General features: G+C 71.1%; 26 protein-coding genes, 1 pseudogene and 1 riboswitch. Of the genes and pseudogenes, 10 read left to right on the forward strand and 17 right to left on the reverse strand.

The genetic code is table 11. The annotated features are described in order from the left end of the window. Positions 1-7: 7 nt before the first annotated feature. On the reverse strand, positions 8-1,267 hold the full coding sequence (locus ACWGIH_RS12830; RefSeq protein WP_453448047.1) for a metallophosphoesterase: 1,260 nt from the start codon (positions 1,265-1,267) through the stop codon (positions 8-10). A gap of 66 nt (positions 1,268-1,333) precedes the next feature. Further along, positions 1,334-1,576, reverse strand: a complete 243-nt coding sequence (locus ACWGIH_RS12835) for an SCO4848 family membrane protein (RefSeq protein ID WP_453448046.1) — start codon at positions 1,574-1,576, stop codon at positions 1,334-1,336. Positions 1,577-1,703: 127 nt separating this feature from the next. Here ACWGIH_RS12835 and ACWGIH_RS12840 point away from each other — a divergent pair, with 127 nt between their 5' ends. After that, complete coding sequence (locus ACWGIH_RS12840) at positions 1,704-2,951, forward strand: D-alanyl-D-alanine carboxypeptidase family protein (protein WP_453448045.1); 1,248 nt, start codon at positions 1,704-1,706, stop codon at positions 2,949-2,951. Here the strand turns inward: ACWGIH_RS12840 and ACWGIH_RS12845 are convergent. The 4 genes from ACWGIH_RS12845 to ACWGIH_RS12860 are packed head-to-tail and all read right to left on the reverse strand — an operon-like array spanning position 2,914 to position 5,771. Next, positions 2,914-3,873, reverse strand: coding sequence for a YihY/virulence factor BrkB family protein (locus ACWGIH_RS12845; RefSeq protein WP_453448044.1), 960 nt, complete (start codon positions 3,871-3,873; stop codon positions 2,914-2,916). The two genes, ACWGIH_RS12840 and ACWGIH_RS12845, sit on opposite strands and share 38 nt — an antisense overlap. Continuing rightward, positions 3,861-4,286 (reverse strand): GtrA family protein, encoded by a 426-nt coding sequence (locus tag ACWGIH_RS12850; RefSeq protein ID WP_453448107.1) that lies wholly within the window; start codon positions 4,284-4,286, stop codon positions 3,861-3,863. The genes ACWGIH_RS12845 and ACWGIH_RS12850 overlap by 13 nt, the downstream gene beginning before the upstream one ends. 26 nt (positions 4,287-4,312) lie before the next feature. Beyond that, positions 4,313-5,257, reverse strand: a complete 945-nt coding sequence (locus tag ACWGIH_RS12855) for a decaprenyl-phosphate phosphoribosyltransferase (RefSeq protein ID WP_453448043.1) — start codon at positions 5,255-5,257, stop codon at positions 4,313-4,315. After that, entirely contained in the window at positions 5,250-5,771 is a 522-nt protein-coding gene (locus tag ACWGIH_RS12860; RefSeq protein ID WP_453448042.1) for a phosphatase PAP2 family protein, read from the reverse strand. Before ACWGIH_RS12860 ends, ACWGIH_RS12855 begins: the two co-directional genes overlap by 8 nt. A 166-nt stretch (positions 5,772-5,937) precedes the next feature. Here ACWGIH_RS12860 and ACWGIH_RS12865 point away from each other — a divergent pair, with 166 nt between their 5' ends. After that, positions 5,938-7,347, forward strand: coding sequence for an FAD-binding protein (locus ACWGIH_RS12865; protein WP_453448041.1), 1,410 nt, complete (start codon positions 5,938-5,940; stop codon positions 7,345-7,347). A 20-nt stretch (positions 7,348-7,367) separates the two neighbouring features. Beyond that, the gene (locus ACWGIH_RS12870; RefSeq protein WP_453448040.1) at positions 7,368-8,123 is read left to right on the forward strand and encodes a decaprenylphospho-beta-D-erythro-pentofuranosid-2-ulose 2-reductase; all 756 of its coding nucleotides are present in this window, start codon (positions 7,368-7,370) and stop codon (positions 8,121-8,123) included. Positions 8,124-8,136: 13 nt separating this feature from the next. On the opposite strand, the gene ACWGIH_RS12875 is transcribed toward ACWGIH_RS12870, so the two are convergent. After that, positions 8,137-8,724 carry a 2'-5' RNA ligase family protein gene (locus ACWGIH_RS12875; protein ID WP_453448039.1) on the reverse strand — a complete coding sequence of 196 codons (588 nt, stop codon included), beginning with the start codon at positions 8,722-8,724 and terminating at the stop codon, positions 8,137-8,139. 73 nt (positions 8,725-8,797) lie between these two features. Then, a complete protein-coding gene (gene trpS / locus ACWGIH_RS12880; RefSeq protein WP_453448038.1) occupies positions 8,798-9,811 on the reverse strand; it encodes a tryptophan--tRNA ligase in 1,014 nt (337 codons plus the stop codon). 182 nt (positions 9,812-9,993) lie between these two features. On the opposite strand from trpS, the pseudogene ACWGIH_RS12885 reads away from it, so the two are divergent. Continuing rightward, a pseudogene (locus tag ACWGIH_RS12885) lies at positions 9,994-10,068 on the forward strand (siderophore-interacting protein); the annotation flags it as partial. 47 nt (positions 10,069-10,115) lie between these two features. After that, complete coding sequence (locus ACWGIH_RS12890; RefSeq protein WP_453448037.1) at positions 10,116-10,928, forward strand: hypothetical protein; 813 nt, start codon at positions 10,116-10,118, stop codon at positions 10,926-10,928. 57 nt (positions 10,929-10,985) lie between these two features. Here the strand turns inward: ACWGIH_RS12890 and ACWGIH_RS12895 are convergent, their stop codons facing one another. After that, positions 10,986-12,299 carry a serine hydroxymethyltransferase gene (locus tag ACWGIH_RS12895; RefSeq protein WP_453448036.1) on the reverse strand — a complete coding sequence of 438 codons (1,314 nt, stop codon included), beginning with the start codon at positions 12,297-12,299 and terminating at the stop codon, positions 10,986-10,988. A gap of 40 nt (positions 12,300-12,339) precedes the next feature. Continuing rightward, a riboswitch (ZMP/ZTP riboswitch) is annotated at positions 12,340-12,431 on the reverse strand. Positions 12,432-12,542: 111 nt separating this feature from the next. Between ACWGIH_RS12895 and rocD the strand changes: the two genes are divergently transcribed. Continuing rightward, the gene (rocD, locus tag ACWGIH_RS12900) at positions 12,543-13,745 is read left to right on the forward strand and encodes an ornithine--oxo-acid transaminase (protein WP_453448035.1); all 1,203 of its coding nucleotides are present in this window, start codon (positions 12,543-12,545) and stop codon (positions 13,743-13,745) included. 21 nt (positions 13,746-13,766) lie between these two features. On the opposite strand, the gene ACWGIH_RS12905 is transcribed toward rocD, so the two are convergent. The 3 genes from ACWGIH_RS12905 to ACWGIH_RS12915 all read right to left on the reverse strand — a co-directional run bounded on the left by ACWGIH_RS12905 (position 13,767) and on the right by ACWGIH_RS12915 (position 16,264). Further along, positions 13,767-14,552 carry an SAM-dependent methyltransferase gene (locus ACWGIH_RS12905; RefSeq protein ID WP_453448034.1) on the reverse strand — a complete coding sequence of 262 codons (786 nt, stop codon included), beginning with the start codon at positions 14,550-14,552 and terminating at the stop codon, positions 13,767-13,769. A gap of 122 nt (positions 14,553-14,674) precedes the next feature. Further along, positions 14,675-15,862 carry a glutathionylspermidine synthase family protein gene (locus tag ACWGIH_RS12910; protein ID WP_453448033.1) on the reverse strand — a complete coding sequence of 396 codons (1,188 nt, stop codon included), beginning with the start codon at positions 15,860-15,862 and terminating at the stop codon, positions 14,675-14,677. Between the two features lie 54 nt (positions 15,863-15,916). Continuing rightward, the gene (locus ACWGIH_RS12915; protein WP_453448106.1) at positions 15,917-16,264 is read right to left on the reverse strand and encodes a hypothetical protein; all 348 of its coding nucleotides are present in this window, start codon (positions 16,262-16,264) and stop codon (positions 15,917-15,919) included. Between the two features lie 235 nt (positions 16,265-16,499). On the opposite strand from ACWGIH_RS12915, the gene ACWGIH_RS12920 reads away from it, so the two are divergent. Further along, positions 16,500-17,366, forward strand: a complete 867-nt coding sequence (locus ACWGIH_RS12920; RefSeq protein ID WP_453448105.1) for a hypothetical protein — start codon at positions 16,500-16,502, stop codon at positions 17,364-17,366. A 669-nt stretch (positions 17,367-18,035) separates the two neighbouring features. On the opposite strand, the gene pdxR is transcribed toward ACWGIH_RS12920, so the two are convergent. Beyond that, a complete protein-coding gene (pdxR, locus tag ACWGIH_RS12925) occupies positions 18,036-19,442 on the reverse strand; it encodes a MocR-like pyridoxine biosynthesis transcription factor PdxR (protein WP_453448032.1) in 1,407 nt (468 codons plus the stop codon). Between the two features lie 47 nt (positions 19,443-19,489). Between pdxR and ACWGIH_RS12930 the strand changes: the two genes are divergently transcribed. From ACWGIH_RS12930 to ACWGIH_RS12940, 3 genes are read left to right on the forward strand one after another with little or no spacing between them, the layout of a single operon-like run. Then, positions 19,490-19,999, forward strand: coding sequence for a carboxymuconolactone decarboxylase family protein (locus ACWGIH_RS12930; protein WP_453448031.1), 510 nt, complete (start codon positions 19,490-19,492; stop codon positions 19,997-19,999). After that, positions 19,996-20,472, forward strand: coding sequence for a carboxymuconolactone decarboxylase family protein (locus ACWGIH_RS12935; protein ID WP_453448030.1), 477 nt, complete (start codon positions 19,996-19,998; stop codon positions 20,470-20,472). Before ACWGIH_RS12930 ends, ACWGIH_RS12935 begins: the two co-directional genes overlap by 4 nt. Then, positions 20,469-21,188: an isocitrate lyase/PEP mutase family protein gene (locus ACWGIH_RS12940; RefSeq protein ID WP_453448029.1), complete on the forward strand. Its 720-nt coding sequence runs from the start codon at positions 20,469-20,471 to the stop codon at positions 21,186-21,188. Before ACWGIH_RS12935 ends, ACWGIH_RS12940 begins: the two co-directional genes overlap by 4 nt. A gap of 90 nt (positions 21,189-21,278) precedes the next feature. Here the strand turns inward: ACWGIH_RS12940 and ACWGIH_RS12945 are convergent, their stop codons facing one another. The 4 genes from ACWGIH_RS12945 to ACWGIH_RS12960 are packed head-to-tail and all read right to left on the reverse strand — an operon-like array spanning position 21,279 to position 26,956. Beyond that, complete coding sequence (locus ACWGIH_RS12945; protein ID WP_453448028.1) at positions 21,279-22,241, reverse strand: glycine betaine ABC transporter substrate-binding protein; 963 nt, start codon at positions 22,239-22,241, stop codon at positions 21,279-21,281. A gap of 46 nt (positions 22,242-22,287) precedes the next feature. Further along, on the reverse strand, positions 22,288-24,306 hold the full coding sequence (locus ACWGIH_RS12950; RefSeq protein WP_453448027.1) for an ABC transporter permease: 2,019 nt from the start codon (positions 24,304-24,306) through the stop codon (positions 22,288-22,290). Continuing rightward, the gene (locus ACWGIH_RS12955) at positions 24,303-25,412 is read right to left on the reverse strand and encodes a quaternary amine ABC transporter ATP-binding protein (RefSeq protein WP_453448026.1); all 1,110 of its coding nucleotides are present in this window, start codon (positions 25,410-25,412) and stop codon (positions 24,303-24,305) included. Before ACWGIH_RS12955 ends, ACWGIH_RS12950 begins: the two co-directional genes overlap by 4 nt. Beyond that, a complete protein-coding gene (locus ACWGIH_RS12960) occupies positions 25,409-26,956 on the reverse strand; it encodes a GMC family oxidoreductase (RefSeq protein WP_453448025.1) in 1,548 nt (515 codons plus the stop codon). Before ACWGIH_RS12960 ends, ACWGIH_RS12955 begins: the two co-directional genes overlap by 4 nt. Positions 26,957-26,971 lie beyond the last annotated feature (15 nt).

Raw genomic sequence — 26,971 nt, forward strand, 5'->3', positions numbered from 1 at the left:
CGCGCGATCACGCCTGACGTGAGGCCAGTTCGACGACCGTGATGTCGGACGGCGCCCCCACCCGGACCGGCGGCCCCCACGCGCCCGCCCCCCGCGTCACGTACAACTGCGTGTCGCCGTACCGCTCAAGGCCCGCGAGCGTCGGATTCGCCAGGTCGGCGATGAAGTTGCCCGGCCAGAGCTGTCCGCCATGGGTGTGCCCGGAGAGCTGAAGGTCGACGCCGTGCTTGACGGCGTCGTGGATGACGACCGGCTGGTGGGCGAGGAGCACGGAGGCCCGCGAACGGTCCCTGTCGCCCAGCGCCTTGGCGAAGTCGGGGCCGTGCCCCTCGCTCTCGCCCGCGATGTCGTCCACGCCCGCGAGGTCGAAGCCGGGCAGTTCGGTGCGGGCGTTCTCCAGGGGCCGCAGGCCGAGTTCGCGTACGTGGTCGACCCACTGCTCGGCTCCCGAGAAGTACTCGTGGTTGCCGGTCACGAAGTACGCCCCGTGCCGCGCCCGCAGCTGCGCGAGCGGCGCGGCGGCAGGACCGAGGTCCTCGACGCTGCCGTCGACCAGGTCGCCGACGACCGCGATGAGGTCGGGCTGCGTGCCGTTGATCGTGTCCACCACGCGCTGCGTGAAGCCGCGGCCGAGAATCGGCCCCAGGTGGATGTCGCTGACCACGGCGATCCGGAACCCGTGCGCCGCGCGCGGCAGCTTGGCCAGCGGCACGGTGACGCGCTTCACGCGCGGGCCGCTCAGGACGCCGTACGTTCCGTAGCCGACGGTTCCGAGGGCGACGGCGGCGGCGGTCCCGCCGACGATGCGGGAGACGAAGAGGCGGCGGGAGGGCGCGCTCGGTTGGACGGGGGCCTTCGTGGGCGTGCCCGCGTCCCCGGCGAGGACCCGCACAGAACCGGAGCCCTCCGTGGAGGAGTCCTCCATACCGGAGCCCTCCGTGGAGGACGGCTTCGTACGCCGCCGCAAGAAGAAGGGCCGTACGAGCTCACCGACGAGCAGCGCGAGCACCAGGTAGATCGACAGCGCCATCCACATGAAGCCGGGCCAGGCGAGCACCTTCTGCAGCCAGAACGGCGCCCCGGCCCGCTCGCTCGCGACCGCCGCGAACATCAGCAGCGGCCCCGCCACGAAGACCACGGCGCCCGCACGCCGGGCGAGCCCAGGACCGGCCGTGGTGTCCCGCACGAGACGGCGCCAGGCGTACCACTGCATCGCGGCGAGGGCCGCGAGCGCGGCGAGGCCGACCAGCACGAACAGGATGACCACGGTGGTGTGCCCCTCAGCAGTGCCCGAAGTGACCGATCAGCCTTACCGATCGGCCTTACCGATCAGCTATGACGTACGGCGCAGAGCACGGACTCCGCGCAACCCGATGGCCCCAACCACCGTCCCCAAGACAAAGGAGACGACGGCGAGCGTCAGGTGCACCCAGAAGTATGCGGTCGGGTCGCCTGCGTCATCGAAGGCGAGACCGCTGCCGTCGTTCCACAGGTTCTTGACGAAAGTGATCCAGATGAACCAGCTCCACACACCGAAGGCGAGCAGGAACCAGGAGACCGGGCGGCTGAGCTTCATGCGTTCAGTATCGCGAGCCTCCCTTCCGCACCGCCGCCGGGGTGGGGAGTCCGGACCGCCCCAGCCGCACACGGCGCGACCCACCTCGGCGCAGACGTCCACAGCGGCGCCCTGTACGTTCTCGTCCGTGCCTGCCGTAAAAAAGACCGCCTTGTTGGTCACTTCCGCCGCATTGCTCACCATGTCGACCACGGCGCCCGCGTGGGCGGACGACAAGCCGGGAGGCGAGAAGAAGCCCAAACCGCCGGCCTCCATGTCGACGGTCGGCGGCGCCAAGCTCGGCGAGCCGGGCACCCAGGTGAGCCTGAAGGCGGGCGCGCCCGTCCTCCCCAAGGACCTGTCGGCGCGCTCCTGGATGGTGTCGGACGCCGAGACGGGCGAGGTCCTCGCCTCGCACAACTCGCACTGGCGGCTGGCCCCGGCGAGCACCCTGAAGATGCTCTTCGCGGACACGGTCCTGCCGAAGTTCCCCAAGACGCAGAAGCACAAGGTCGAGCTCTCCGACATGGCGGGCATCGGCGCGGGCAGCAGCATGGTCGGCATCAAGGAGAACGAGACGTACTCGGTCCACGATCTGTGGCTCGGCGTCTTCCTGAAGTCGGGCAACGACGCGGTGCACGTCCTGTCGGCGATGAACGGCGGCGTCCCCGAGACCGTCAAGGACATGCAGGCGCACGCCGAGGAGCTCCAGGCCCTCGACACGCACGTGGTCAGCCCGGACGGCTACGACGAGAAGGGGCAGGTCTCCTCCGCGTACGACCTGACGCTGTTCGCCCGCTCCGGGCTGCAGAAGAAGGACTTCCGCGAGTACTGCTCGACGGCCACCGCCCAGTTCCCCGGCGAGACCAAGAAGGTCACGAAGGGCAAGGACAAGGGCAAGAAGAAGCGCGAGTCCTTCGAGATCCAGAACACCAACCGGCTCCTTACGGGGGCTCCCGGTCTGGACGCCTACAAGGGCATCGCGGGCGTCAAGAACGGCAGCACCACGAACGCGGGCAACACCTTCACCGGGGTCGCCGAGCGCAACGGCAAGGTGCTGCTCGTGACCGTCATGAACCCCGACTCCGGTGAGCAGCACGCGGTCTACAAGGAGACCGAGCGGCTCCTCGACTGGGGCTTCAAGGCCTCCGGCAAGGTCGAGCCGGTGGGCGAACTGGTCGCTCCGAAGAGTGCCGGTACGGGCAGCGGCAAGGGCGCTCCCGCCGCGGGCAAGGGCGAGTCGGACTCGTCCAAGAACGTGGCGCACGCCTCCGACAAGGACTCGGGCAGCGGTGCCGGCGTCGCGCTCGGAATCGCGGCCGGTGTCCTCGCGCTGATCGCCGCCGGGTGGTTCGTGATCAGCCGCCGGCTGCCGCTGCCGAAGAGCCGCCGCTGACCTCGCCGGGCTTGCCCTGGCCCTTCCGCAGCTGCTCCTCTGCGGGCTGCTCCTGTTCTTCTGCTTCTGTACGCCCCTGCTTGCGCGTCGCCGTCCAGGCGGCGCAGAACAGCAGGAGTTTCGCGGTGAAGTTGATCCACAGGAGCAGCGCGACGGGGACTCCGAAGGCGCCGTACATGCTCTTCGCGGCGACGCCCTTGATGTAGCCGCCGATCAGCAGCTTGAGCAGCTCGAATCCGGCCGCGCCGATCAGACCCGCGGTGATCAGGTGGCGCCGGGGCGGCTGCACGCCCGGCAGCAGCGTCAGGACGTAGAGCAGCAGCAGGAAGTCCGCGAGGACGGCGATGGCGAACGCGATCACCTGCAGGAGCAGTCCGCCCCAGCCGTCCTCGGAGATCCCCACGAGGTCGGCGCTCCAGCCGACGGCGGTCGACGCGAGGGTCGAGGCGGCGACGGACGCGAGGCCCGCGGCACCGAGTCCGATGAGCACCCCGGCGTCCTTGACCTTGCGCATGACGGGGTTCTCGTCGGCGTCCTCCAGCTCCCAGACGACCCGCAGGCACTCCCTTATCGAGCCGACCCAGCCGATGCCGGTGAAGAGCAGCAGGGCGCCCGCGATGAGCCCGACGGTGCCCGCGTTGGCGACGAGGGAGTCCAGGTCGAGCTGGTCGGCGATGCCCGGGATCTGCTTCGAGAGGGTGTCTTCGAGCTTGCCCTGCTGGCTCTTGGAGAGCGTCGCGGCGGCGACGGCGGCGGCGACGGTGATCAGCGGGAAGAGCGCGAGGAAGCTGATGAACGTCATCGCCGCGGCGAGGCGCGTCCAGTGCACGTGGTCGAGCCGCTCGTACGCGCTCCACGCGTGCGTGCGCATCAAGCGCTCCACCAGGGGTCCGATGCCGGGGAGCTTCTTCAGCCAGTCCATGATGCCTCCCTGCCCGTTGTGCGGAAGACCAAGGTCCGTGTGCCCCAGAAACGCAGGACCGTGGCGAGTGCCATACCGACTCCCGCCCCGGAGATGGTGTCCGCGCGCTGTGAGGTGAGGCCGAGGCCGTAGTGGGACACCGCGATGCAGAGCAGCTGCACCAGGGCGCCCGCGATGTTGACGGCGAAGAAGACGCCGTACTGGCGAAGGCGCGAGACACCCGCCGCCTCGCGCCGCCGGTAGGTGCCGAGCGCGTTGCCCGCGTAGGCGACCGTGCAGCCGGCCACGAAGGACAGCGCCTTGGCGGTCAGCGGGTCGAGGCCGGCGGGCCCGCGCAGCCAGACGAAGAGGCCGAGGTCGACGGCGTACGCGCAGATCCCGGCGGCGGCGAAGCCGAGCAGTTCGGGGCCCATGGCCCGTAGCCGCTCCCTGAGGGCGCTCACCAGTCGGCGACCGCGAGGGCGTACATCGCGATCCACACCAGGCCGATGACGGCAAGGGCGCGGTCGCGCAGGACGACGTCCTCGGGCTCGCCCGCCGTGCCCCGGTCGGCGAAGACGGCGTAGCGCAGGACGGCGAGGACGAAGGCGGCCATCGACAGCTGCCGCCAGGGCAGCAGGCTGCCGTTGGCGGTGCCGCCGCTCTCCATGGCCCACAGGCAGTACGCGAGGACGGCGACCCCGGCGGCGAGCTGCCAGACGAAGCGGAGGTAGCCGGTGGTGTATTCGGTGAGCAACGCGCGCGTGGCGCCTGCCTTTCCCGACATCTGCACGGCTTCGGAGTAGCGCTTGGCGGCGACCATGAAGAGGGCGCCGAAGCCCGTGGTGATCAGGAACCAGCGCGAGAGCGGGATGCCGAGGGCCACTCCCCCGATCATCGCCCGCATCAGAAAGCCCGTGGTGACGACGGCCAGGTCGACGACCAGGATGTGCTTGAGGCTGACGCAGTAAGCCAGTTGCATCACCACGTAGGCGGCGAGCAGGCCCGCGGTCAGGGGCGTGCAGAGCGCGGCGGCGGCCACCGGCGCGAGCACGGCGAGCAGCCCGCCGACCGCGTACGCGACCGGCACCGGCACCTGGCCTGCGGCGACCGGTCTGCGGCACTTGGTGGGGTGCGCGCGGTCGGCCTCGGCGTCACGCGCGTCGTTGATGAGGTAGACGGCGGACGCGGCGGCCGTGAACAGGGCGAACACCAGGGCGAGTTGCATCAGCGAGTGGCGCGAGAAGAGTTCGCCCGCGGCGGCCGGGGCCGCGACGACCAGGACGTTCTTCACCCACTGGCGGGGGCGCGCGGTCTTCATGAGTCCGAGCGGCAGGGCCAGGGAGCCGGTGCCGGACGGCCGGGGCGGCCGGGGGCGTTCGAGCAGGGCGGTGCGGTCAGCCATGCGCGCGGCTCCCGTTCATCCAGGCGGAGCCCACGCGCGCGGTGAGGGCGCCGAGGGCCGCTCCCGCCGCCACGTCGCTCGGGTAGTGGACGCCGACGACCATCCGCGAGACACACATCGCGGCGGCGAGCGGCGGGACGACGCGGGCTCCCAGGGGGCTCAGCGCGCCGTACGCGACGGTGGCCGCGGCGGCCGAAGTGGCGTGCGAACTGGGGAAGGAGTGCCGGCCCGCCGTTCTCACGAGGGGCTCCGGGCCCGTGTCACCGCCGGGACGCGGACGCCGTACGACGCGTTTGACGCCCATGCTGGCCAGGTGTGCGGCAGCGGTCAGTGCCGTGGCGCGCAGCCATGTGCCGCGGCGTCCGGGGTCGATCGCGGCGCCCGCGAGCCCCGCGGCGATCCAGAGGGCGCCGTGCTCTCCGGTCCAGGACAGGGACCGTGCGGCGGCGGCCACGCGCGCGTCGGAGCCGCAGTCGCGCAGGGCCGACAGCAGCCGGTGGTCCATGTCGTGCATGTGGCCTCCTTCTCCGGGGACTTCAAGAACCTGACCTCCCGACTCTTCTAGGCGACCTCTCAATATTTACGGCAATATACGACGACACTCCATCAATCACCCATTTCGGTGAGAGCTCTGACGAATATGGGCAAACTGCCCTTGCTCGGACGATACGGTCACGCGTATGCCTGCCGATTCCGCTCCGCCCGCCGACCCCGCGACCGCGACGGCACCCGAGGCCGCACCCCTGCCGCCGTTCGTGTCCGTGTCGGGCTGGGGGCGCACCGCCCCGTCCACCGCCCGTCTGATCCGCCCCCGTTCGCCCGAGGAGGCCGTGGCGGCCCTCCAGGCGTGCGGAGAGCGCGGAGGCATCGCCAGAGGCCTTGGGCGGGCGTACGGGGACGCGGCACAGAACGCGGGCGGCGCGGTACTCGACATGACGGGCATGGACCGCATCCACGCCATCGACGCGGACGCGGGCACCGTCCTGTGCGACGCCGGGGTCTCCCTGCACCACCTGATGGAAGTCCTGCTCCCGCTCGGCTGGTTCGTGCCCGTCACTCCGGGGACCCGCTATGTGACGGTCGGCGGCGCGATCGGCACGGACATCCACGGCAAGAACCACCACGGCTCCGGGTCCTTCTCGCGGCACGTGATGGCCGTCGAACTGCTCACCGCCGACGGCGCGGTGCAGGCGGTCGAGCGTGGCACCCCCCTGTTCGACGCGACGGCGGGCGGCATGGGCCTGACGGGCGTGATCCTCGCCGCGACCCTGCAACTGCAGCCGGTCGAGACCTCGTTGATGACGGTGGACACGGAGCGCGCCACCGACCTGGACGACCTGATGGCCCGCCTCACGGCCACCGACCACCGCTATCGCTACTCCGTGGCGTGGATCGACCTCCTCGCGCGCGGGGCGTCGATGGGCCGCTCGGTGCTCACGCGCGGCGATCACGCTCCCCTGGACGCCCTCCCGCCACGCGCGCGCAGAGCCCCGCTCACGTTCCGCCCCGGGCAACTGCCCTCCGCCCCGCGCTTCCTGCCCGACGGCCTGCTCGGCCGCAGGTCGGTGGGGCTCTTCAACGAGCTCTGGTACCGCAAGGCGCCCCGCTCGCGCGTGGGTGAACTCCAGAAGATGTCGACGTTCTTCCACCCCCTGGACGGCGTCCCGCACTGGAACCGCGTGTACGGCCGCGGCGGTTTCGTGCAGTACCAATTCGTCGTCGGATACGGCAAGGAAGAGGCCCTGCGGCGGATCGTGCGGCGCATCTCGGATCGCGGCTGCCCGTCCTTCCTCGCCGTGCTGAAGCGCTTCGGAGAGGGCGATCCGGGCTGGCTCTCCTTCCCGATGCCCGGCTGGACGCTCGCCCTGGACATCCCGGCCGGCCTGCCGGGGCTCGGCGCCTTCCTCGACGACCTCGACGAGGAGGTCGCTGCTGCCGACGGGCGCGTCTACCTCGCCAAGGACTCGCGCCTGCGGCCGGAGATGCTCGCCGCGATGTATCCGCGGCTCGACGACTTCCGCGCGCTGCGGGCCGACCTCGACCCGCGCGGCGTGTTCCGCTCGGACCTCTCGCGCCGCCTCGCCCTCTAGCACCTCCAGGAGTTGGTCCCATGAAGGACGCCTTCGGCACCCCCCAGTCCCTGCTCGTACTCGGCGGCACCTCCGAGATCGGCCTCGCCACGGCCCGCCGTCTGGTCGCGCGCCGCACCCGTACCGTATGGCTGGCCGGACGGCCGTCCCCGGGCCTGGAGAAGGCCGCCGCGGGCCTGCGCGACATGGGCGCGGACGTCCGCACCGTCGCCTTCGACGCGCTCGACTCCGAGTCCCACGAGGCCACCCTCGGGAAGGTCTTCGCCGAGGGCGACATCGACATGGTCCTGCTGGCCTTCGGCATCCTCGGTGACCAGGCACGCGACGAGGACGAGCCGCTGTCGGCGGTGCGGGTCGCGCAGACGAACTACACCGGGGCCGTCTCGGCCGGCCTGGTGTGCGCGCGGTCGCTGCAGGCCCAGGGGCACGGCTCCCTGGTGGTGCTCTCCTCGGTCGCGGGCGAACGTGCCCGCCGCTCGAACTTCATCTACGGGTCGAGCAAGGCGGGCCTCGACGCCTTCGCCCAGGGCCTGGGCGACGCGCTGCACGGCACGGGGGTGCACGTGATGGTGGTCCGGCCCGGCTTCGTGCGCTCCAAGATGACGGCGGGCCTTGAGGAGGCGCCCATGGCCACCACTCCGGAGGCGGTCGCCGAGGCCATCGAGACAGGACTGCGGCGGCGCTCGGAGACGGTGTGGGTGCCCGGCGCGCTGCGGGTGGTCATGTCGGCGCTGCGGCACGCCCCGCGGGCGGTGTTCCGGCGGCTCCCGGTGTGAGGCCCTTCGGCGCTCAGCGGGCGGGCAGCGTGCCGTGCGCGGCCGGCGCCGCAGCCTGCGGGGGAACGACCGGGCCGCCACCGCCGAAGGCGAACTCGCGCAGCTTGCGCCACACGCCGTCGGCACCCTGCTCGTAGAGCGCGAAGCCGGTGCAGGGCCACTCGGCCTCGTACTCGGAAAGCTCCGCGTACGCCCGGTCCATGGCCTCCTCGGAGATGCCGTGCGCCACCGTGACGTGCGGGTGGTACGGGAACTGCAGCTCGCGCGCGATGGGCCCGGACGCGTCCCGCACCCGCTCTTGGAGCCAGCCACAGGCCGCGCCGCCCGACACCACCTGGACGAAGACGACGGGCGACAGCGGACGGAACGTGCCCGTCCCGGAGAGCCGCATCGGGAAGGGCCGCCCGGCGGCCGCGACGGCCCCCAGGTGCGCCTCCACGGCGGGCAGCGCCGCGGCGTCCACCAGGGTCGGCGGCAGGAGCGTGACGTGCGTGGGGATGCCGTGTGCCGCGGGGTCCCCGAAGCCCGCGCGCCGCTCTTGGAGCAGGCTGCCATGAGGCTCCGGGACCGCGATCGACACACCGATCGTTACGGTCCCCACGTCGTACTCCTGTCGGTCGGGTGGTGGGCAGAGGGCGCTGTTGTGCCTGGTGTGGTGCAGGGGGCTGTGTGGCTCAGTGCTTGGCGGGCAGGAGGCCCACCTTGTCGTACGCCTGGGCGAGGGTCTCGGCGGCGACGGCACGCGCCTTCTCCGCGCCCTTGGCCAGGATCGAGTCGAGCGTCTCCGGGTCGTCCAGGTAGGCCTGGGTCCGGTCCCGGAAGGGCGTCACGAAGTCGACCATGACGTCGGCGAGGTCAGTCTTCAGCGCACCGTAGCCCTTGCCGGCGTACTTCTGCTCCAGTTCCGGGATACCGGTGCCGGTGAGCGTGGAGTAGATGGTGAGGAGGTTGCTGACACCCGGCTTGTCCGCGGTGTCGTACCGCACGACCGTGTCGGTGTCGGTGACCGCGCTCTTGACCTTCTTCGCGGTGGCCTTGGGCTCGTCGAGGAGGTTGATCAGGCCCTTCGGGGTGGACGCCGACTTGCTCATCTTGATCGACGGGTCCTGAAGGTCGAAGATCTTGGCCGTCTCCTTGAGGATGTACGCCGCCGGGACGGTGAACGTCTCGCCGAAGCGGCCGTTGAACCGCTCCGCGAGGTCGCGGGTCAGCTCGATGTGCTGGCGCTGGTCCTCACCGACCGGGACCTGCTGGGCCTGGTAGAGCAGGATGTCCGCGACCTGGAGCACCGGGTACGTGAAGAGGCCCACGGAGGCGCGGTCCGCGCCCTGCTTGGCCGCCTTGTCCTTGAACTGCGTCATGCGCGAGGCCTCGCCGAAGCCCGTGAGGCAGTTCATGATCCAGCCGAGCTGGGCGTGCTCGGGGACGTGGCTCTGGACGAAGAGCGTGCAGCGCTCCGGATCGAGGCCGGCGGCCAGGAGCTGGGCGGCGGCGAGCCGGGTGTTGGCACGGAGCTCGGCGGGGTCCTGCGGGATCGTGATCGCGTGCAGGTCCACCACCATGTAGAAGGCGTCGTGGGACTCCTGCAGCGCCACCCACTGGCGGACCGCGCCAAGGTAGTTGCCGAGGTGGAACGAGCCTGCGGTGGGCTGGATTCCGGAGAGCACGCGAGGACGATCAAGGGCCATGGAGTCATTCTCTCAGGTGTCTCTCATTGCTCGGAAACAGCCATGTGACGGGTGTGCCGCGATCTTGTCCCGCGGCCGTGTCCCCCTCGCCCGAATCGGGTCCTCGCGAATGCGGAGCCGATCTTCTCCGGCCGGTGTATCAAGAGTGTGCGGGCACAGGGGATGCCTTGGAAGGGGCGGGCGGTTCGGCGTTCGGGCCGTGGCTGCTCTCGACCGTCGCCGATGAGACGAGGAACACAGTGCGTTCGGCGGCCCGGCTGGGTCGTTCGCCGGATCGTGCCGGAGAGCGGCTGGGGGGATCGACGTGCGGATCGACATGCGGATGCCGACGGCGAGGGCAGTGTGCGGGTCGGTGGCGGGGTGCGCGGCCGCGCTGGCGCTGGCGGTGGCGGGAGCGCCGCAGGCGGTGGCGGGCGGGTCGACGAGCGTCCTCGTGGTCGCGCCGGAGAGCGGGCAGAGCACGGCGCTTCACTGGAGTGCCGGGGAGTACGCGGAGCTGGAGAGCGCACTCGGGCACCTCGGCTCCGACTCGGGCACCGACCTGGGCAAGGGACGGCGCGCGCAGCCGCCGGGCCTGGCCATGGGCGACGGACGGCGTCAGGTCACCGTGACGTGGATGGTCCACGACGTGCGGCCGTGGCGGGTGGACCGGGCCTATCCGGTGGCGTCGGAGACCGGGGACGGCAAGGGCGGCGGGGACGGCGAGGGTGGCAAGGGCGGCACGAACACAGACGTCCTGTGGATCCACACCACGACGGACGTCGCGTCCATGAAGGGCGTCTGGCACAAGGCGAAGGACCCGCTTCGCCTGACGGCGCTGTTCGAGAAGCTCGGGGTCCTGGGCCCGGCGAAGGCCGAGGGCGGTCACGCGGCACCGCCCGAGGCGGACTCGGCCCCGCCGTCCGCGTCCGGCTCGGAGGCTGCGAGCGGCCGGGGCGACGGCGCTCCCGGTGACGGCGGGACGGGCTGGTGGTGGGCCATACCGGGCGCTGCGGCGGGGGCCGTGGGGGCACTGCTGCTGCGAGAGCCCTTCGCCGGGCGCCGTCCCCTCCTTGCCTCGCTGCGCGGGCGGCGGCCTCATGAGGACGGCCCGCGGCAGGAGTTGCGGGGCCTGTGAGGGGCTGCGGCCGCCCCCGGCCGGTGAGTCGGCCGGGGGCGGTGGTCCGGCCGGTGGTCAGTGGGCCGGCAGGCCCGGGGCCGGGTGGGCGGCCATCAGGTCGGCGACCTCGGAGCGGATCTTCGTCAGGGCGTCCTCGTCACCGGCGCGGGCCGCGGCGACGCCCCGGTCGATCCAGTCGGCGACGGTCGGCATGTGCTCGGTCCCGAGACCGCGGGAGGTGAGGGAAGGGGTGCCGATGCGGACACCGGAGGGGTCGAAGGGCTTCCTCGGGTCGTAGGGGACGGTGTTGTAGTTGACGACGATTCCGGCCCGGTCGAGGGCCTTGGCGGCGACCTTGCCGGGGACTTCCTTGGGGGTGAGGTCCATCAGGATCAGGTGGTTGTCGGTGCCGCCGGAGACCAGGTCGAAGCCGCGGGCGAGCAGTGCCTCGGCGAGGGCGTGGGCGTTGGCGACGACCGCGTGGGCGTAGTCGCGGAAGGACGGCTGCGACGCCTCGTGCAGGGCGACCGCGATGGCCGCGGTGGTCTGGTTGTGCGGGCCGCCCTGCAGGCCGGGGAAGACCGCCTTGTCGATGGCCTTGGCGTGCTCCTCGCGGGACATCAGCATCGCGCCGCGCGGGCCGCGCAGCGTCTTGTGGGTGGTCGTGGAGATCACGTCGGCGTGCGGCACCGGTGAGGGGTGGGCGCCGCCCGCGATAAGCCCGGCGATGTGCGCGATGTCGGCGACGAGGACGGCCCCCGCCTCGTGGGCGATCTCGGCGAAGGCGGCGAAGTCGATGGTGCGGGGGAGTGCGGTGCCACCGCAGAAGATCAGCTTCGGGCGTTCCTTGAGGGCGAGGTCGCGCACCTCGTCGAAGTCGATGCGGCCGGTGTCGTGGCGGACGCCGTACTGGACGCCGCGGAACCACTTGCCCGTGGCGGAGACGCCCCAGCCGTGGGTGAGGTGGCCGCCCATGGGCAGGGCCATGCCCATCACGGTGTCACCGGGCTCGGAGAAGGCGAGGTAGACGGCGAGGTTGGCCGGGGAGCCGGAGTAGGGCTGGACGTTCGCGTGCTCGACGCCGAAGACGGACTTGGCGCGGGCGACGGCGAGGCGCTCGACCGGGTCGATGTTCTGCTGGCCCTCGTAGTAGCGGCGCCCCGGGTAGCCCTCGCTGTACTTGTTCTGCAGGACCGTGCCGGAGGCTTCCAGGACGGCGGTGGAGACGTAGTTCTCGCTGGGGATCAGGCGCAGGGTGTCGGCCTGGAGCTGCTCCTCGGCGGCGATGAGGGCGGCGAGGTCGGGGTCCTCGGCGGTGAGCGCGGGGTGGCTGAGGATGTTCGGTGAATCCGCGGGATTCGGGGAAACGGGAGAAGCGGGGTGGGTCATGGCGTCCTCCGGGGCGAGCGGTGTGTGTCCGGTCGTGGTCCCGGGGTGCCCAGGCGGTCGGCACCTCGAAGGGTTCTGCCTCGCACGGCTTCCTCGGGGTCCGTTCCCCGTGCGCCAGTCGCCGTGCTGTCAGGGCCAGCGTATCGGGCACGCCGGGTCGGCAGGTTTCTTCGTCCACGATCCGAGCGACGATAGAAATTGGGCGCCACACCCGCCCCACGCCGCAGGACGAACGGAGACCCCGTGTCGACAACCGAAGAGTTCATCACCTCGGCCGAAGCGCACAGCGCGCACAACTATCACCCGCTGCCCATCGTGGTCGCGTCGGCGGAGGGCGCCTGGATGACGGACGTCGAGGGGCGCCGCTACCTCGACATGCTGGCCGGGTACTCGGCGCTGAATTTCGGGCACGGCAATCGCCGCCTGATCGACGCGGCCAAGGCGCAGCTGGAGCGCGTGACGCTCACGTCGCGGGCCTTCCACCACGACCGGTTCGCCGACTTCTGTACGCGGCTCGCGGAGCTGTGCGGCAAGGAGATGGTGCTGCCGATGAACACCGGGGCGGAGGCGGTGGAGACGGCCGTGAAGACCGCCAGGAAGTGGGGCTATCAGGTCAAGGGCGTGCCCGACGGGCGGGCGAAGATCGTCGTCGCCCGCGACAACTTCCACGGGCGGACCACGACCATCGTCAGCTTCTCGACGGACCATGAGGCGCGGGCGGACTTCGGTCCGTACACCCCGGGTTTCGAGATCGTGCCGTACGGCGATCTGACCGCGCTGCGGGCCGCGGTCACGGAGAACACGGTGGCTGTGCTCCTGGAGCCGATCCAGGGAGAGGCCGGGGTCCTGGTGCCGCCGGCCGGGTATCTGGCGGGCGTACGGGAGTTGACGCGGGAGCGGAACGTCCTCTTCATGGCGGACGAGATCCAGTCGGGGCTCGGCAGGACGGGCAGGACGTTCGCGTGCGAGCACGAGGGCGTGGTGCCGGACGTGTACATCCTGGGCAAGGCGCTTGGCGGGGGTGTGGTGCCGGTGTCCGCGGTGGTGGCGGACGCGGACGTTCTCGGGGTGTTCAAGCCGGGCGAGCACGGGTCGACGTTCGGCGGCAATCCCCTCGCCTGCGCGGTGGCGCTGGAGGTCGTGGCGATGCTGGGCTCGGGCGAGTACCAGCAGCGGGCCACCGAGCTCGGCGAGCATCTGCACGCCGAGCTGGGGCTCCTCGCCGGTACGGGCGCGGTGACGCAGGTGCGGGGCCGCGGACTGTGGGCGGGCGTCGACATCGAGCCGTCGCACGGCACGGGCCGCGAGATCTCCCAGAAGCTGATGGACCGGGGTGTGCTGGTCAAGGACACCCACGGGTCCACGATCCGGATCGCTCCCCCACTGGTGATCAGCAAGGAGGACCTGGACTGGGGTCTAGATCAACTGCGGGCCGTGCTGGCGTAGTTCGGGGGGCGGCGACTGGCGTCAGCGCTTGATGCCGACTCCGCCGAACATGGCCACGTCCTCGACCCCGGCCGCTGTCTCCGTGCGCCAGCGGTTGCACGAGACCACTCCGGGTTCGAGGAGCTCCAGGCCCTCGAAGAAGCGCCCCACCTGCTCGGGCGTGCGCTGCGTCAGCTTGGGCGTGCCGTTCTCGTTCCAGAACGCCACCGCCTCGTCCACGTCGGGCATCTCCGGGCTGGTGATCGTGTGCGAGAGGACCAGGTGGCTGCCGGCCGGCAGGCCGTCGAGCAGGTGGCGCACGATGCCGTACGCCTCGGCGTCGTCGTCGATGAAGATGACGACCCCGAGCAGCATCAGCGCGACCGGCTGGTCGAAGTCCAGTGTGTTGGCCGCGTGTTCGAGGATCGTGTCGACGTTGCGCAGGTCCTCGTCGAGGTAGTCGGTCCTGCCCTCGGGGGTGCTGGTGAGGAGGGCGCGCGCGTGGGTGAGGACCAGCGGGTCGTTGTCGACGTAGACGACGCGGGTCTCGGGGGCGATCCGCTGGGCGACCTCGTGCGTGTTGTCGGCGGTCGGCAGCCCGGTGCCGATGTCGAGGAACTGCCGGATCCCGCACTCGGTCACCAGGTGGCTCACGGCGCGCCCGAGGAACTGCCGGTCGGCCAGCGCGTACGCGCCGATGCCGGGGTGCAGCGTGCGGATCTGGTCCCCGGCGGCCTGGTCGACCGGGTAGTTGTCCTTGCCGCCGAGCCAGTAGTTCCAGATCCGGGCCGTGTGAGGCTGCGTGGTGTTGATCCTGCTGTCGGCCATGTGCGCGGTCGCCTCCGAGTCCGTCGTCGAACAACCGGCAGCGTACCCGGGCGACTTGACCGACAGGAGTTCAGCCCTTCACTCCCTTTCTCGCCTGCCCCGCCTGCCCCGCCTGCCTCGCCTCAAAGAATCACGTGCGGCAGGAACCTCGCGTACTCGTCCGTGATCAGGCCCGACGACTCCCGGATGCCGAGCCCCGCCGCCTCGTCCTCGACGACCCACGCGCCGAGCACCACGCGGTTGCCGTCGAAGTCGGGCAGCGGCGCCAACTCCTGGTAGCAGCAGGCGTTCTCGCGTACGACGGGCTCGGCGCCCGGTGGGTGGATCGTGACACCGGCGCCCTCGCGGCCGAGGAGTGGCTTGGCGACGTAACCCCGTCCGGAGGCGAGCTCGCGGGGGCCGTCCAGATAGGCAGGCAGGAGGTTGGGGTGGCCGGGGTAGAGCTCCCACAGCACGGCGAGCAGCGCCTTGTTGGAGAGCAGCATCTTCCAGGCCGGTTCGATCCACAGGGTGGAGCCGGTGCCACCGCCGTTGTCCAGGGTCTGAAGGACGTGCGGGGCGAAGCGGTCCGTGGTCAGCCACTCCCACGGGTAGAGCTTGAAGCAGCTGCGGATGAAGCCGAGTCTCTTGTCGACGAAGCGCCGCGAGAGCCGGTCCCAGCCGATGTCCTCCATGGAGATCGCCTCGGTGTCGAGCCCGGCCTGCTGTGCGGTCTCGCGCAGATACGCGACCGTCATCAGATCCTCGCCGAGCTCGTCGCCCGCGGAGTGCGCGAAGTACAGCGGGCCGCCGGGCGGAAGCAGCGACGCCTGCTTCTTCCAGGCGTCCACGAGGCGCTCGTGGAGGGAGTTCCACTGGTCGGCGCCCGGGAAGCACTCCTCCATCCAGAACCACTGGGGGCTCGCGGCCTCGACCAGTGACGTGGGCGTGTCGGCGTTGTACTCCAGCATCTTGGCCGGGCCGCCCCTGCCGTCGTAGCGCAGGTCGAACCGGCCGTAGAGGGACGGGAGTTCGGCACGCCGTCGCCATGCCTCGGTGACCGCGTCCGCCACTCGGGGGTCGGTGATGCCGAGATCGGCGAGGCGCCCCCGCGTGACGATGTACTCGGCGGCCGCGAGGCACATCGCGTGCAGTTCCTCGACGACCTCCTCCAGGGCCTCGACCTCGGGGAGCGTGAACGCGTAGTAGGCGGACTCGTCCCAGTAGGGGCGCAGCGAGTCGTCGGGGTAGCGGGTCAGGGGGTAGATGAGCCCCTGGTCCTCGACCGTCTGCTGCCAGCCGGGGCGGGGGGTGATGGTGTGGCGTTCCATGGTCTCGGGTCTCGGGTCTCGGATCTCGGATCTCGGATCTCGCTCGCTTCCGGCTCAGCCGCCGCCGCTACCGCTGCCCGAGCAGCCGAAGCCGTCGCGGTCGACGGCCTCGCTGCGGCTGAAGGTGCCGTAGTCGGCGCGGCGGCCGTCGATGTCCGCGTCGTAGTACCAGTCGGCGTCCATGCGGCCGGACTTGCCGGTGCCGGAGCCCGTGCCCGTCCCGTAGGAACTGCCGCCGGTGGTGCGTCCCTTGCCGTACGAGGAGGACGAACCGGCGCCGCTCTTGCAGTTCTTGTCGGCGACGATCTTGTAGCCGGTGAGGTAGTCGTAGCTGTCGCGGTCCACGCACCGCTTGTCCGGCTCCGAGCCGCACGAGGTCAGGGCCGCCGCGAGGACGCCCATCCCGCCGAGTACGACCGTGCTGGAACGCAGCTTGCGCCGCGGGGCCTTCCGCTCTGCCGGCTGCTTCGGCTGCTCCCTCTGCTCCGTCTGCTCCGTCTGCTGATCCGGTGCCATCTGTTCTTCCGCTCCCCCGTTGGCGTACATGATCGGCGATCAGCGTAGGTAAGGGTCCCCGCGTCGTGCCAACCGGCTCAGCCGAATCCCCCTCCTCTACAGTCACTTCGTGTCTCTTGGGATGATTTGCGCACTCGGTTCAGCGGTCTGCTTCGGCACGGCCTCCGTCTTCCAGGCCATCGCCGCCCGCGCCACGGCGCCGGGCACGGGCTCCGGGGTCGACCCCGCGCTGCTGCTGCGCGCGGTGAAGCAGTGGCGGTACGTCGTGGGGCTCGGGCTCGACGGGCTCGGGTTCCTGCTGCAGATCGTGGCGCTGCGCTCCATCCCGATCTACGCCGTGGGTGCGGCGCTCGCCGCGAGCCTCGCCGTCACGGCGGTGGTGGCCTCGCGGATGCTGCGGGTGCGGTTGAGCGGGGTGGAGTGGGCGGCTGTGGGGGTGGTGTGTGCGGGGCTCGCGATGCTGGGGCTCGCGTCGGGGGACGAGGGGGAGGGCGTCGGGTCGACGGCTCTGCGGTACGTGCTGCTGGGCGTGGCGGTGGGGGTGTTGCTGCTCGGCGCGGTGGCGGGGCGGTTGCCCGGGCGGGGGCGGGCGCCGGCTCTGGGGCTCGGGGCCGGGCTCGGGTTCGGGGTGGTGGAGGTGGCGGTGCGGCTCATCGACGACGTCTCGCCGGGGGCGCTGGTCCGGAATCCGGCTGCTTATGCCTTGCTGGTGGGCGGGGGTGCGGCGTTCCTGTTGCTCACGTCCGCGTTGCAGCGGGGATCGGTGACGACCGCGACCGCGGGGATGGTGATCGGGGAGACGGTCGGGCCCGCGGTGGTGGGGGTGGTGTGGCTCGGGGATCGGACCCGTGACGGGATGGAGTGGGTGGCGGTGCTGGGATTCGTGGTCGCCGTGGTGGGGGCGTTGGCGTTGGCACGGTTCGGCGAGGCGTCGGCTCCCGCGGAGGGGGCAGCCGAGGAGGGGTCACGCGTGGAGGGGGCTCGGTAGAGCGGCGGTCTCTGCGGAGGGGGCAACCGCGGAGGGGGCTCGGCAGGGCGGCCTCTGCGGGGCTTTCCGCCGTGTCGCTCGGTAGGGCGGCCTCCCCAGTCCCGCAGCTTCACGCAGCCGCGGCTCTCCCCAGTCCCGCAGCTTCACGCAGCCGCGGCTCTGCCCCAGCCCCGCTCCCCGAACGCCGGCGAGGCGTCGGCTCCTGCGGAGGGGTCAAGCGTGGAGGGGGCTCGGCAGGGCGGCCTCTGCGGGGCTTTCCGCCGTGTCGCTCGGTAGGGCGGCCTCTGCGCGGCTCTCCCCAGTCCGCAGCTTCACGCAGCCGCGGCTCTCCCCAGTCCCGCAGCTTCACGCAGCCGCGGCTCCGCCCCAGCCCCGCTCCCCGAACGCCGGCGAGGCGTCGGCTCCTGCGGAGGGGGCAACCGAGGAGGGGTCTCGGTAGGCCGCTCCCTCCGGGGCTCCCCAGTCCCGCCGCTTCACGCAACCGCGGCTGTGTACCGGCCCCGCTCCCCGAACGCCAGTGAGGCATCGGCTCCTGCGGAGGGGTCAAGCGTGGAGGGGACTCGGTAGGCCGGCCCTGCGGGGCTTTCCGCAATGTCGCCGCTTCCCGACACGGGGGCTCCCTCCCGGACCCGCTCCTCGAACGCCGGAGGGGCCGAAGGCCACAGCCTCCTACGGCAGCACCCTGCACAACGCGTCCAGCGCCCCCGCCCACCCATGGTCCGCAGGCGTTCCGTAGCCCACCACCAGCGCGTCCCGCTCCGGAGGGCGGGCCGAAGGGTGGCGGAAGCTGGACAGGCCCTGCACCGCCAGACGTTGCCAGCTCGCTGCCTGGACCACCGTCCGTTCCGTTCCCGGCGGGAGTTCAAGGACCGCGTGCAGCCCCGCCGCGATCCCCGTGGCCCGTACCTCCGGCGCCCGAGCGGCCAGCGCGGCGACCAGTTGGTCCCGTCGGCGGCGGTATCGCAGCCGCGCGCCCCGCACATGGCGGTCGTACGCGCCCGACGTGATGAACTCCGCGAGCGTCAGCTGGTCGAGCGCCCCGCAGGCCCACTCCGCGCCCCCCTTCGCCTCGACGACCTCGGCGGCGATCGGCGCGGGCAGCACCATCCAGCCGAGCCGGAGGCCGGGGGCCAGGGACTTGCTGGCCGTGCCGAGGTAGACCACGCGGTCGGGGTCGAGGCCCTGGAGCGCGCCCACCGGCTGCCGGTCGTAGCGGAACTCCCCGTCGTAGTCGTCCTCCAGGATCAGACCGCCCTCGCGCCGCGCCCAGTCCACGGCGGCGGCCCGCCGGTCGGGGTGCAGCGGGACGCCCATCGGGAACTGGTGCGCGGGCGTCAGCAGCGCGACCTTCGCCGAGCCCGCCGCCAACTGTGCGGTGGACGTGCCCAGTTCGTCGAACGGCAGTGGCCTGGTCCGCAGCCCGGTCCGCTTGAGCAGATCCCAGTGCACGTCGAGGCCGTACGACTCGACCGCCACCTCCCGCAGACCGCGGGCCCGCAGCACGCCTCCCAGCAGGCTCAGACCCTGCGCGAACCCGGCACAGACGACGATGCGGTCCGGGTCCGTGTGCACGCCGCGCGCCCGGGAGAGGTAGTCGGCGAGAGCGGTGCGCAGCTCGACGCGGCCGCGCGGATCGCCGTAGCCGAGCGCGTCGTTCGGGGCCGCCGCCATGGCCCGGCGCGCGGCCTTGAGCCAGGCGGCACGCGGGAACGCCGAGAGGTCGGGGGTGCCCGGCATCAGGTCGTACGTCGCGCCGCCCGTCGCCCTGCGGCGCGGTGCGGGCTCCGCGGGGCGCGGCACGGAGCGCTCGGCGACGCGGGTGCCCGAGCCCTGGCGTGCGGTGAGCCAGCCCTCGGCGACGAGGTCCGCGTACGCGTCGGCGACGGTATTGCGGGCGATGCCCAGGTCGACGGCGAGGGAGCGGGACGAGGGCAGGCGGGTGCCGGGAGCGAGCCTGCCGCCGCGCACCGCCTCGCGCAGGGCGTCCGTGAGGCCCTTGCGTACGCCGGAGCGCGTCGCCTCTCCCCCGGTCTCCAGGTGGAGGTCGACGCCCAGAGTGGCCCAGGATTCTTCCATGGAAATGGACCATACCTGTGGGCTACTCCGGTCGTACGGTCGATGTCATGACGACGAACGACAACACCACCCCCGCACCCGAGTACGTCCACGAGCACACCCCTCGCCTCGACTGGCACCAGCGGGCCCCCGAGGTCTTCAAGGCGATGGTCAGGCTCGACGCGGCCGCCCGTAAGGGCGTCGACCCGGTGATCCTCGAGCTGGTCAAGATCAGGGCCTCGCAGATCAACCACTGCGCGCTCTGCGTCGACATGCACAGCAAGGACGCCCTCGCGGCCGGCGAGAGCGTGGAGCGGATCATCCAGCTCAGCGCGTGGGAGGAGTCGCAGCACTTCTACACGGCTAAGGAGGTCGCCGCGATCGAGCTGACCGAGGCGATCACCGTCCTGACGGACGGCTTCGTGCCCGACGCGGTCTACGACAAGGCGGCGGGCCTCTTCGATGAGCAGGAGCTGACGCAGCTGATCGCCGCGATCACGGTGATCAACGCGTGGAACCGTTTCGGCGTCTCGACGCGGCAGGTCCCGGGCCACTACAAGGCCGGGGACCACAAGTGAGCGCCCGGACCACCCACCTCGACAAGGGCTTCGCCACCGCGCTGTCCGCGCTGAGCGCGGCCGCGAAGAAGGGGCTCGGCGACCCGGCGCTCGCCGAGCTCGTGATGATCCGTGCCTCGCAGATCAACGCGTGCGCGTTCTGCCTCGACATGCATGTGGACATCGCCGTGCGGAACGGCGAGACGGCGAAGCGGATCGCACTGCTCAACGCCTGGGCGGAGGCGGGCGCGCTCTTCAGCGAGCGCGAGCGTGCCGCCCTCGCGCTGACGGAGGCGGTCACCGTCCTGACTGGGGGCACCTCCCAGGCTTTCGGCTCTGGGGGAGGGTTCGTCCCCGACGCGACGTACGAGGCGGCGGCCAAGCACTTCGACGAGGCCGAACTCGCCCATCTCATCGGGGTGATCACCGTCATCAACAGCTGGAACCGGGTGATGGTCAGCCGCCGCGTCGAGCCGGGAGGGTACGCGCCGTGAGCCTCGTGGACGACTTCCGCTCGCTGCACCACGGGCGGGCGCCCGGTGATCCGCTGGTCCTTCCCGGACCGTGGGACGCGGCCAGCGCCCGGGTCTTCGCGGACGCCGGGTTCCCGGCCCTGGCGACGCCGAGCGCGGGGGTCGCGGCGTCGCTCGGGTACGCGGACGGTGCGGTGCCGCCGGACGAGATGTTCGCCGCCGTGCGCAGGGTGGCGCGGTCCGTGTCCGTGCCGGTGTCCGCGGACATCGAGGACGGCTACGGGCTGCCGCCGAAGGAGCTGGTGGAGCGGCTCCTGGAGACGGGTGCGGTCGGCTGCAACCTGGAGGATTCCTCGGGCGGCGCCCTGAAGGACCCGCGCGAGCAGGCGGACCGGCTCGCGGAGGTACGTTCCGTCGCGGGCGACCGGCTGTTCGTGAACGCCCGGGTGGACACGTTCGTCCACGGCGACGGTGATCCGGAGCAGGCGATCGAGCGGGCACGGCTGTATGTCGAGGCGGGCGCCGACTGCGTCTATCCGATCCTCGCGCCGCCCGAGGTGCTCCCGCGGCTGCGGGCGGGCATCGAGGGCCCCGTCAATGTGGCGGCGAAGCCGGCCGGGCCGTCCTGGCGGGAGCTGGGTGAACAGGGCGCCACGCGCATCACGTTCGGGCCGGGCCTGCTGATCCGCGCCTCGGAGGCGCTGCGGGAGATCGCCGAGAGCCTGAAGCAGACGTGACCTGAAGCAGACGCGACGGTGCCGGGGGTGTCCTTGGCGAAGGACACCCCCGGCACCGGCGCCGTCATACTGCCGCGAGCAGCGGCGACGTCACTTCTTCGGGAGCCACTTCTCCCACGTCGCCTTGTTGTCCTTGATCCACTTCTCGGCCGCGGCCTCGCCGGACATCTTGTCCTTGGCGATCGACATGGCGACCTCGTTCTGCTCCTCGGTCGTCCACTTGAAGTTCTTCAGGAACTCCGCGGCGTCGCCGCCGTCCTTGGCGAAGTCCGCGTTGAAGTACTTCTGCAGCGGGGTGTTGGCGTAACCGCACTCGGTCTTGGTCTCGGGCTCGTTGCAGCCCTCCTTGAACGGCGGGAGCTTCACCTCGACCATGTCCATGTCGGCGTTCGCCCACAGGGGCTCCCACCAGTAGCTGATGAAGGGCTCCTTGGCGGCGTACTTGCGCTGGATCTCCTTGATCTGCGCGGCCTCGTTGCCGGTGTCCTTGATCTTGAAGTTCAGCTTGTGGTTCTTGATCAGGAACTCGTCGTACGTGGTGTACGAGGGCGCCGCGCCGATGAACTCGCCCTTGTCGCCGCTGCGGTTGCTCTTGAAGTCCTTGGCGAACTTGTTGAGGTTCTTGTAGTCCAGGATCTCCGGGTGCTTGTCCGCGTAGTACTTCGGCACGTACCAGCCGATGTGCCCGGTGACGCCAAGGTCGCCGCCCTTGACGACCGTCTTCTTGTCGTCGATGTAGAGCTTCTGCTTCTTGGGCTGGCCGTCCCAGTCCTCCAGGATCGCGTCGGCCTTGCCGTTGTTCAGGGCGTCCCAGGCGATCGGCTCGTCGAGCTGCTGGAGTTCGACCTTCTTGACGCCGACCTCGTCCTCGAGGAGCTTCTTGGCGACCTCGGCGTTGGCGCGCGCGCCGACCCACGAGGGGACCGTGATGGTGACCTCGTCGGCACCGCCGGAGGACTTCGTGTCGGCGGCGCCGCAGGCGCTGAGCGCCACCATGGACGCGGCGCCGAGACCGGCGAGGATCGAAGTGCGTATCCGCTTGCTGTAGTTCACGCGATTGTTCCTTACGTAGCAGGAGAGCGAGGTCCGGAAGCGTACGTCAGCGCAGAGTGCGTTCCTTGACGTCGGCGCCGGGCTGGGAGATGCGGTCGAGGAGCAGACCGAGGCAGACGATCGCGATACCGGCCGTCAGGCCGAGACCGAGGTCGCCCTTGGTGAGGCCCCTGACCACATCCACGCCGAGCGCGCCGCCGCCGATCATGCCGCCGATGACGACCATGGAGAGGACGAGGACGACGCCCTGGTTGAGGGCGACGAGCAGCGCGGGCCTGGCCAGCGGCAACTGGACCTGCCGGAGCTGCTGGCCGGTGGAGGCGCCGAGCGAGCGGGCGGCCTCCAGGGCAGAGGGGTCGATCTGGCGGATGCCCTGGGCCGTGATGCGGATGACGGCGGGCAGCGCGTAGATGATGGAGGCCACCGCGGCGGCCGCGGGGTTGGAGCCGAACAGCGCGATCATCGGGATGAGATAGATGAACGCCGGCAGGGTCTGCATGGTGTCGAGCACCGGCCGGATGCCGCGCTCCACCCAGGCCACCCGGGCCGCGAGCACACCGATGGCGAAGCCCAGGATCAGCGTGACCACCAGGGCGGCGATCACCTGCGAGAGGGTGTCCATCGAGCGGCTCCACAGCCCCATCGCGCCGATCGCGGCGAGCGCGAGCACGACGGTGACCGCCGCGCGCCAGCGGCCCGCGAGGTAGGCGAGGACACCGGCCACCAGGAGCACCGCCCACCACGGGGTGGCGAGCAGGGCGTCGAACAGCGGGTTGATGCCCCAGTTGATGAAGCCGTTCGCCCAGGTGAGCGTGCCGCCGATGACCGGGATGCCGGAGCCGAGCTCGCGCTCGATCCAGCCGACGGCCTCGTTGATCGGCTGGGAGATGGAGACGACCCAGTTCTCCGGCCACTCCGTGCGGCCGAGCGCCTGGCCGAGCACGGCGGCGCCCGCCACCACGGCGGCCATGACGGCCCACAGGACGCGCGTCGCGACGGCGCTGCGCGCGGGTGCCGGGTCGTCGACGCGTTCGCCGAACCCGGCGGTCGTGCGGTCCAGCCAGACGGCGATCAGCACGATCGCGATGCCGGCCGGTACCGCGAGGCCCACGTCGAGGGTGGAGATCGCGGTGAAGATCGGGTCGCCGAGACCACCGGCGCCGACCACCGTCGCGAGCACGACCATCGACAGACACATCATGATCGTCTGGTTGAGGCCGAGCAGCATCGGCTTGCGGGCCAGCGGAAGGCGAGCGGTCCACAGCCGCTGCCAGGCGCTGGCGCCAAGCGACTGGGAGGCCTCGAGGGCGGCCGCGTCGGCGCCACGCAGACCGAGCGAGGTGAGCCTGGCCATCGGCGGGGCTGCGTAGATGACGGTCGCCATGAAGACGGCCGGGGTGCCGACGTCGAACATCAAGACGAAGGGCAGCAGATACGAGAACGCCGGAAGCACCTGCATGGTGTCGAAGACCGGCCGCAGGATGCGCTCGGCACGGTCCGAGAGCCCGGCCGCGAGACCGAGCAGGACACCGACGAGACCCGCGACGGCCACACAGACGACCATCAGGGCGAGGGTCTCCATCGCCTCTTCCCACACGTCGAGCACGCCGATCACGGCGAACGTGCCGAAGGCGATGCCCGCGAGGGCCAGCGCGCGGCGGCGCAGGTTCGCCCCGCCCGCGTACCAGGAGATGAGCACCGCGGCGACGGTCACCCCGATGAAGCCGAGGCCCTCCAGACCGCTGAGCACACTGTCCACCGCGGATTCCGAGGCGTTGCTGATGTGCAGCAGGAAGTACAGGAAGATCGGGTGGGTGTCGCGGTTCTGCGCCATCCAGGTGTTGACGTCGTCGAGCGGCGAGCGCACGTCGAAGGTCAGGTCGGACGGCCAGGCGCCGTTGGCGGTGACGGCCGCCGAGACGACCGCGACCAGCAGGGCGCAGAGCAGCAGGATCGCCTTGGGATTGCGCAGGAACCCGGCCAGCGGCCCAGGTCCTTCGGCGGGCGGGCCCGGCGGGGACGCGCCCTCCTTCTTTTCGAGGACGGCAGTCGGGGCGGCGCTCATACGGCAGCCACCGCCTTGTCCCGGGGATCACTGTCGAGGCCCGCGACCACGGCGAGAAGCTGCTCGTGGTCGACGATGCCGAGGGTGCGTCCGTTGTCCACGACACGGCAGTACGCGCCGCTGCGGGCCACGGCCTCGATCGCGTCGACGACCAGCGTGTCCGGGCCGACCGCGGCACCGGACTCGGCCTCGTCGCCCTCGGCGGGGCGCATGGCGCGGCGCACGGTGATGACCTGCTCGCGCGACACGTCCTGGACGAAGTCGCGTACGTAGTCGTCGGCCGGGTTGGCGACGATCTCCTCGGGGGTGCCGAGCTGCACGATGGCGCCGTCCCGCATCAGCATGATGCGGTCGCCCAGGCGCAGCGCCTCGCTCAGGTCGTGGGTGATGAAGACCATCGTGCGGCCCTCTTCGCGGTGCAGGCGGATGACTTCTTCCTGCATGTCCCGCCTGATCAGCGGGTCGAGGGCGCTGAACGGCTCGTCGAAGAGCAGGACTTCGGGGTCGACGGCGAGGGCGCGGGCCAGGCCGACGCGCTGCTGCTGGCCGCCGGAGAGCTGGGTGGGGCGGCGCTCCTCCATGCCTTCGAGGCCGACCTTGGCGACGACCTCCAGGGCCTTGGCGCGGCGCTCGGCCTTGCCGACACCCTGGATCTCCAGGCCGTACGCGACGTTGTCGAGGACCGAGCGGTGCGGCAGCAGGCCGAAGTTCTGGAAGACCATCGCGGCCTTGTGGCGGCGCAGTTCACGCAGCTGGTTCTTGTCCATGCCGAGCACGTCCTGCCCGTCCATGGATATGGAACCGCTGGTCGGCTCGATGAGCCGGGTCAGGGTCCGCACCAGGGTCGACTTGCCCGAGCCGGAAAGGCCCATGACGACGAAGACCTCGCCCCGCTTGACGTCGAAGCTGACGTCCCGCACGGCGGCCGTGCAGCCGGTGCGCTCGCGCAGCTCGGCGGCGGAGAGACCCGCGAACTCCTCGTTGCCCGGGACGCGCTGGGCCTTGGGCCCGAAGACCTTCCACAGGTCCCGGACGGCGAACACGGACGCGGCCTCGTCGGACGCGGGCGTCTCGGGGGCAGGCGTCTTGTCAGTGGTGGTGGTCATCGGACATCACTCCCGGTCAGTAGTTCCGCGCACTTTTCCCCGACCATGAGCACTCCGATCATCGGGTTCACGGCAGGCATCGTCGGGAAGACGGATGCGTCCGCGATTCGGATTCCCTCGAGACCCCGGATCCGCAGCTCCGGGTCGACCACAGCAAGTTCATCAGCGGAAGCTCCCATTCGGCAGGTTCCCGCCGGGTGGTACACAGTGTGCGCCGCTTTGCGCACGAGCTCGCTGATCTCGGCGTCGTCGGTGACATCCGGGCCGGGGAAGACCTCGCGCTTGAGCCACTTGGCGAAGGGCTCGGCCTGCGCGACCTTGCGGGCCAGCTTGATGCCGTCGACGAGGGTCTGGCCGTCGTAGTCGACGCCGTCCTCGTCGTACTCGAAGTACTTGAAGTCGAGGGCGGGCTTCACCTCGGGGTCGGCCGACGTCAGGTAGACACGGCCGCGCGCACGGGACTTGGGGATGTTCGGCGTCATCGAGACGCCGTGCTCCGGGCGTTCGTAGCCCAGGCGCTCCGGGTTGTCCGTGAACGGGATCTGGTAGAAGTGGAACATCAGGTCAGGGCCCTTGTGGTCCGGGTCCCGCTTGACGAAGAGGCCCGCGTCGGAGTCCATCGCGGAGTTGCCGGGGATCGGCCCGTTCGTCTCCCAGACGATGACCGACTCGGGGTGGTCAAGGAGGTTCTCGCCGACGCCCGGCAGGTCGTGCGTGACGGGGATGCCGAGCGCTTCGAGGTCCCGCGCGGGGCCGATGCCGGAGTGCATGAGCAGGCGCGGCGTGTCGACGGCGCCCGCGCAGACGAGCACCTCGCGGCGGGCGGTGAGCAGCTGTTCGGCGCCGTCCTTGGTGCGGATGTGGACGCCGCGCGCGGTCTTGCCGTCCAGCTCCAGCTTGGTGGACCAGGTCTCCAGGAAGAGGTGGAGGTTCGGGCGGTCGCCGGCCTCCATGTGGGGGTGGAGGTAGGCGACGGAGGCGGAGGAACGCTTGTTGTTCTCCGGGTGGTACGAGAGGTCGAAGAAGCCGACGCCCTCGTCGAAGGGCTTGTCGTTGAAGCCGACGACCTCGGGGACGCCGAGCGCGCTCTTCGTCGCCTCGACCCAGTCGGTGGCGATCTGGTTCTGGTCCTTCTTGGCGACGCGCACGATGTTGTTGCGCAGCTTGCCGAAGAAGGGGTCCATCGCCTTGGCGTTCCAGCCGGTGGCGCCCGCCTCCTCCCACTCGTCCCAGTCGGACGGCAGCGGCTTGAAGGAGATCAGGGTGTTGTGCGACGAACAGCCGCCGAGGACCTTGGCGCGGCTGTGCAGGATGTGCGAGTTGCCGCGCGGCTGCTCGGTGGTCGTGTAGCCGTAGTCGAGGTCGCCGCCGAGCAGGCCGAGCCAGCGGCGCAGCGTGAGGACGTCCTCACGGTCGATGTCGCTGGGGCCTCCCTCGATGACGGCGACGGTGACGCCGGGGTCCTCGGTGAGGCGGGACGCGATCACCGACCCCGCGGTACCGCCGCCGACGATGACGTAGTCGTACTCGGTGGTCTCAGCCATGCGTACTGCTCCTCT

The sequence above is a fragment of the Streptomyces sp. NPDC054872 genome (assembly GCF_053610705.1).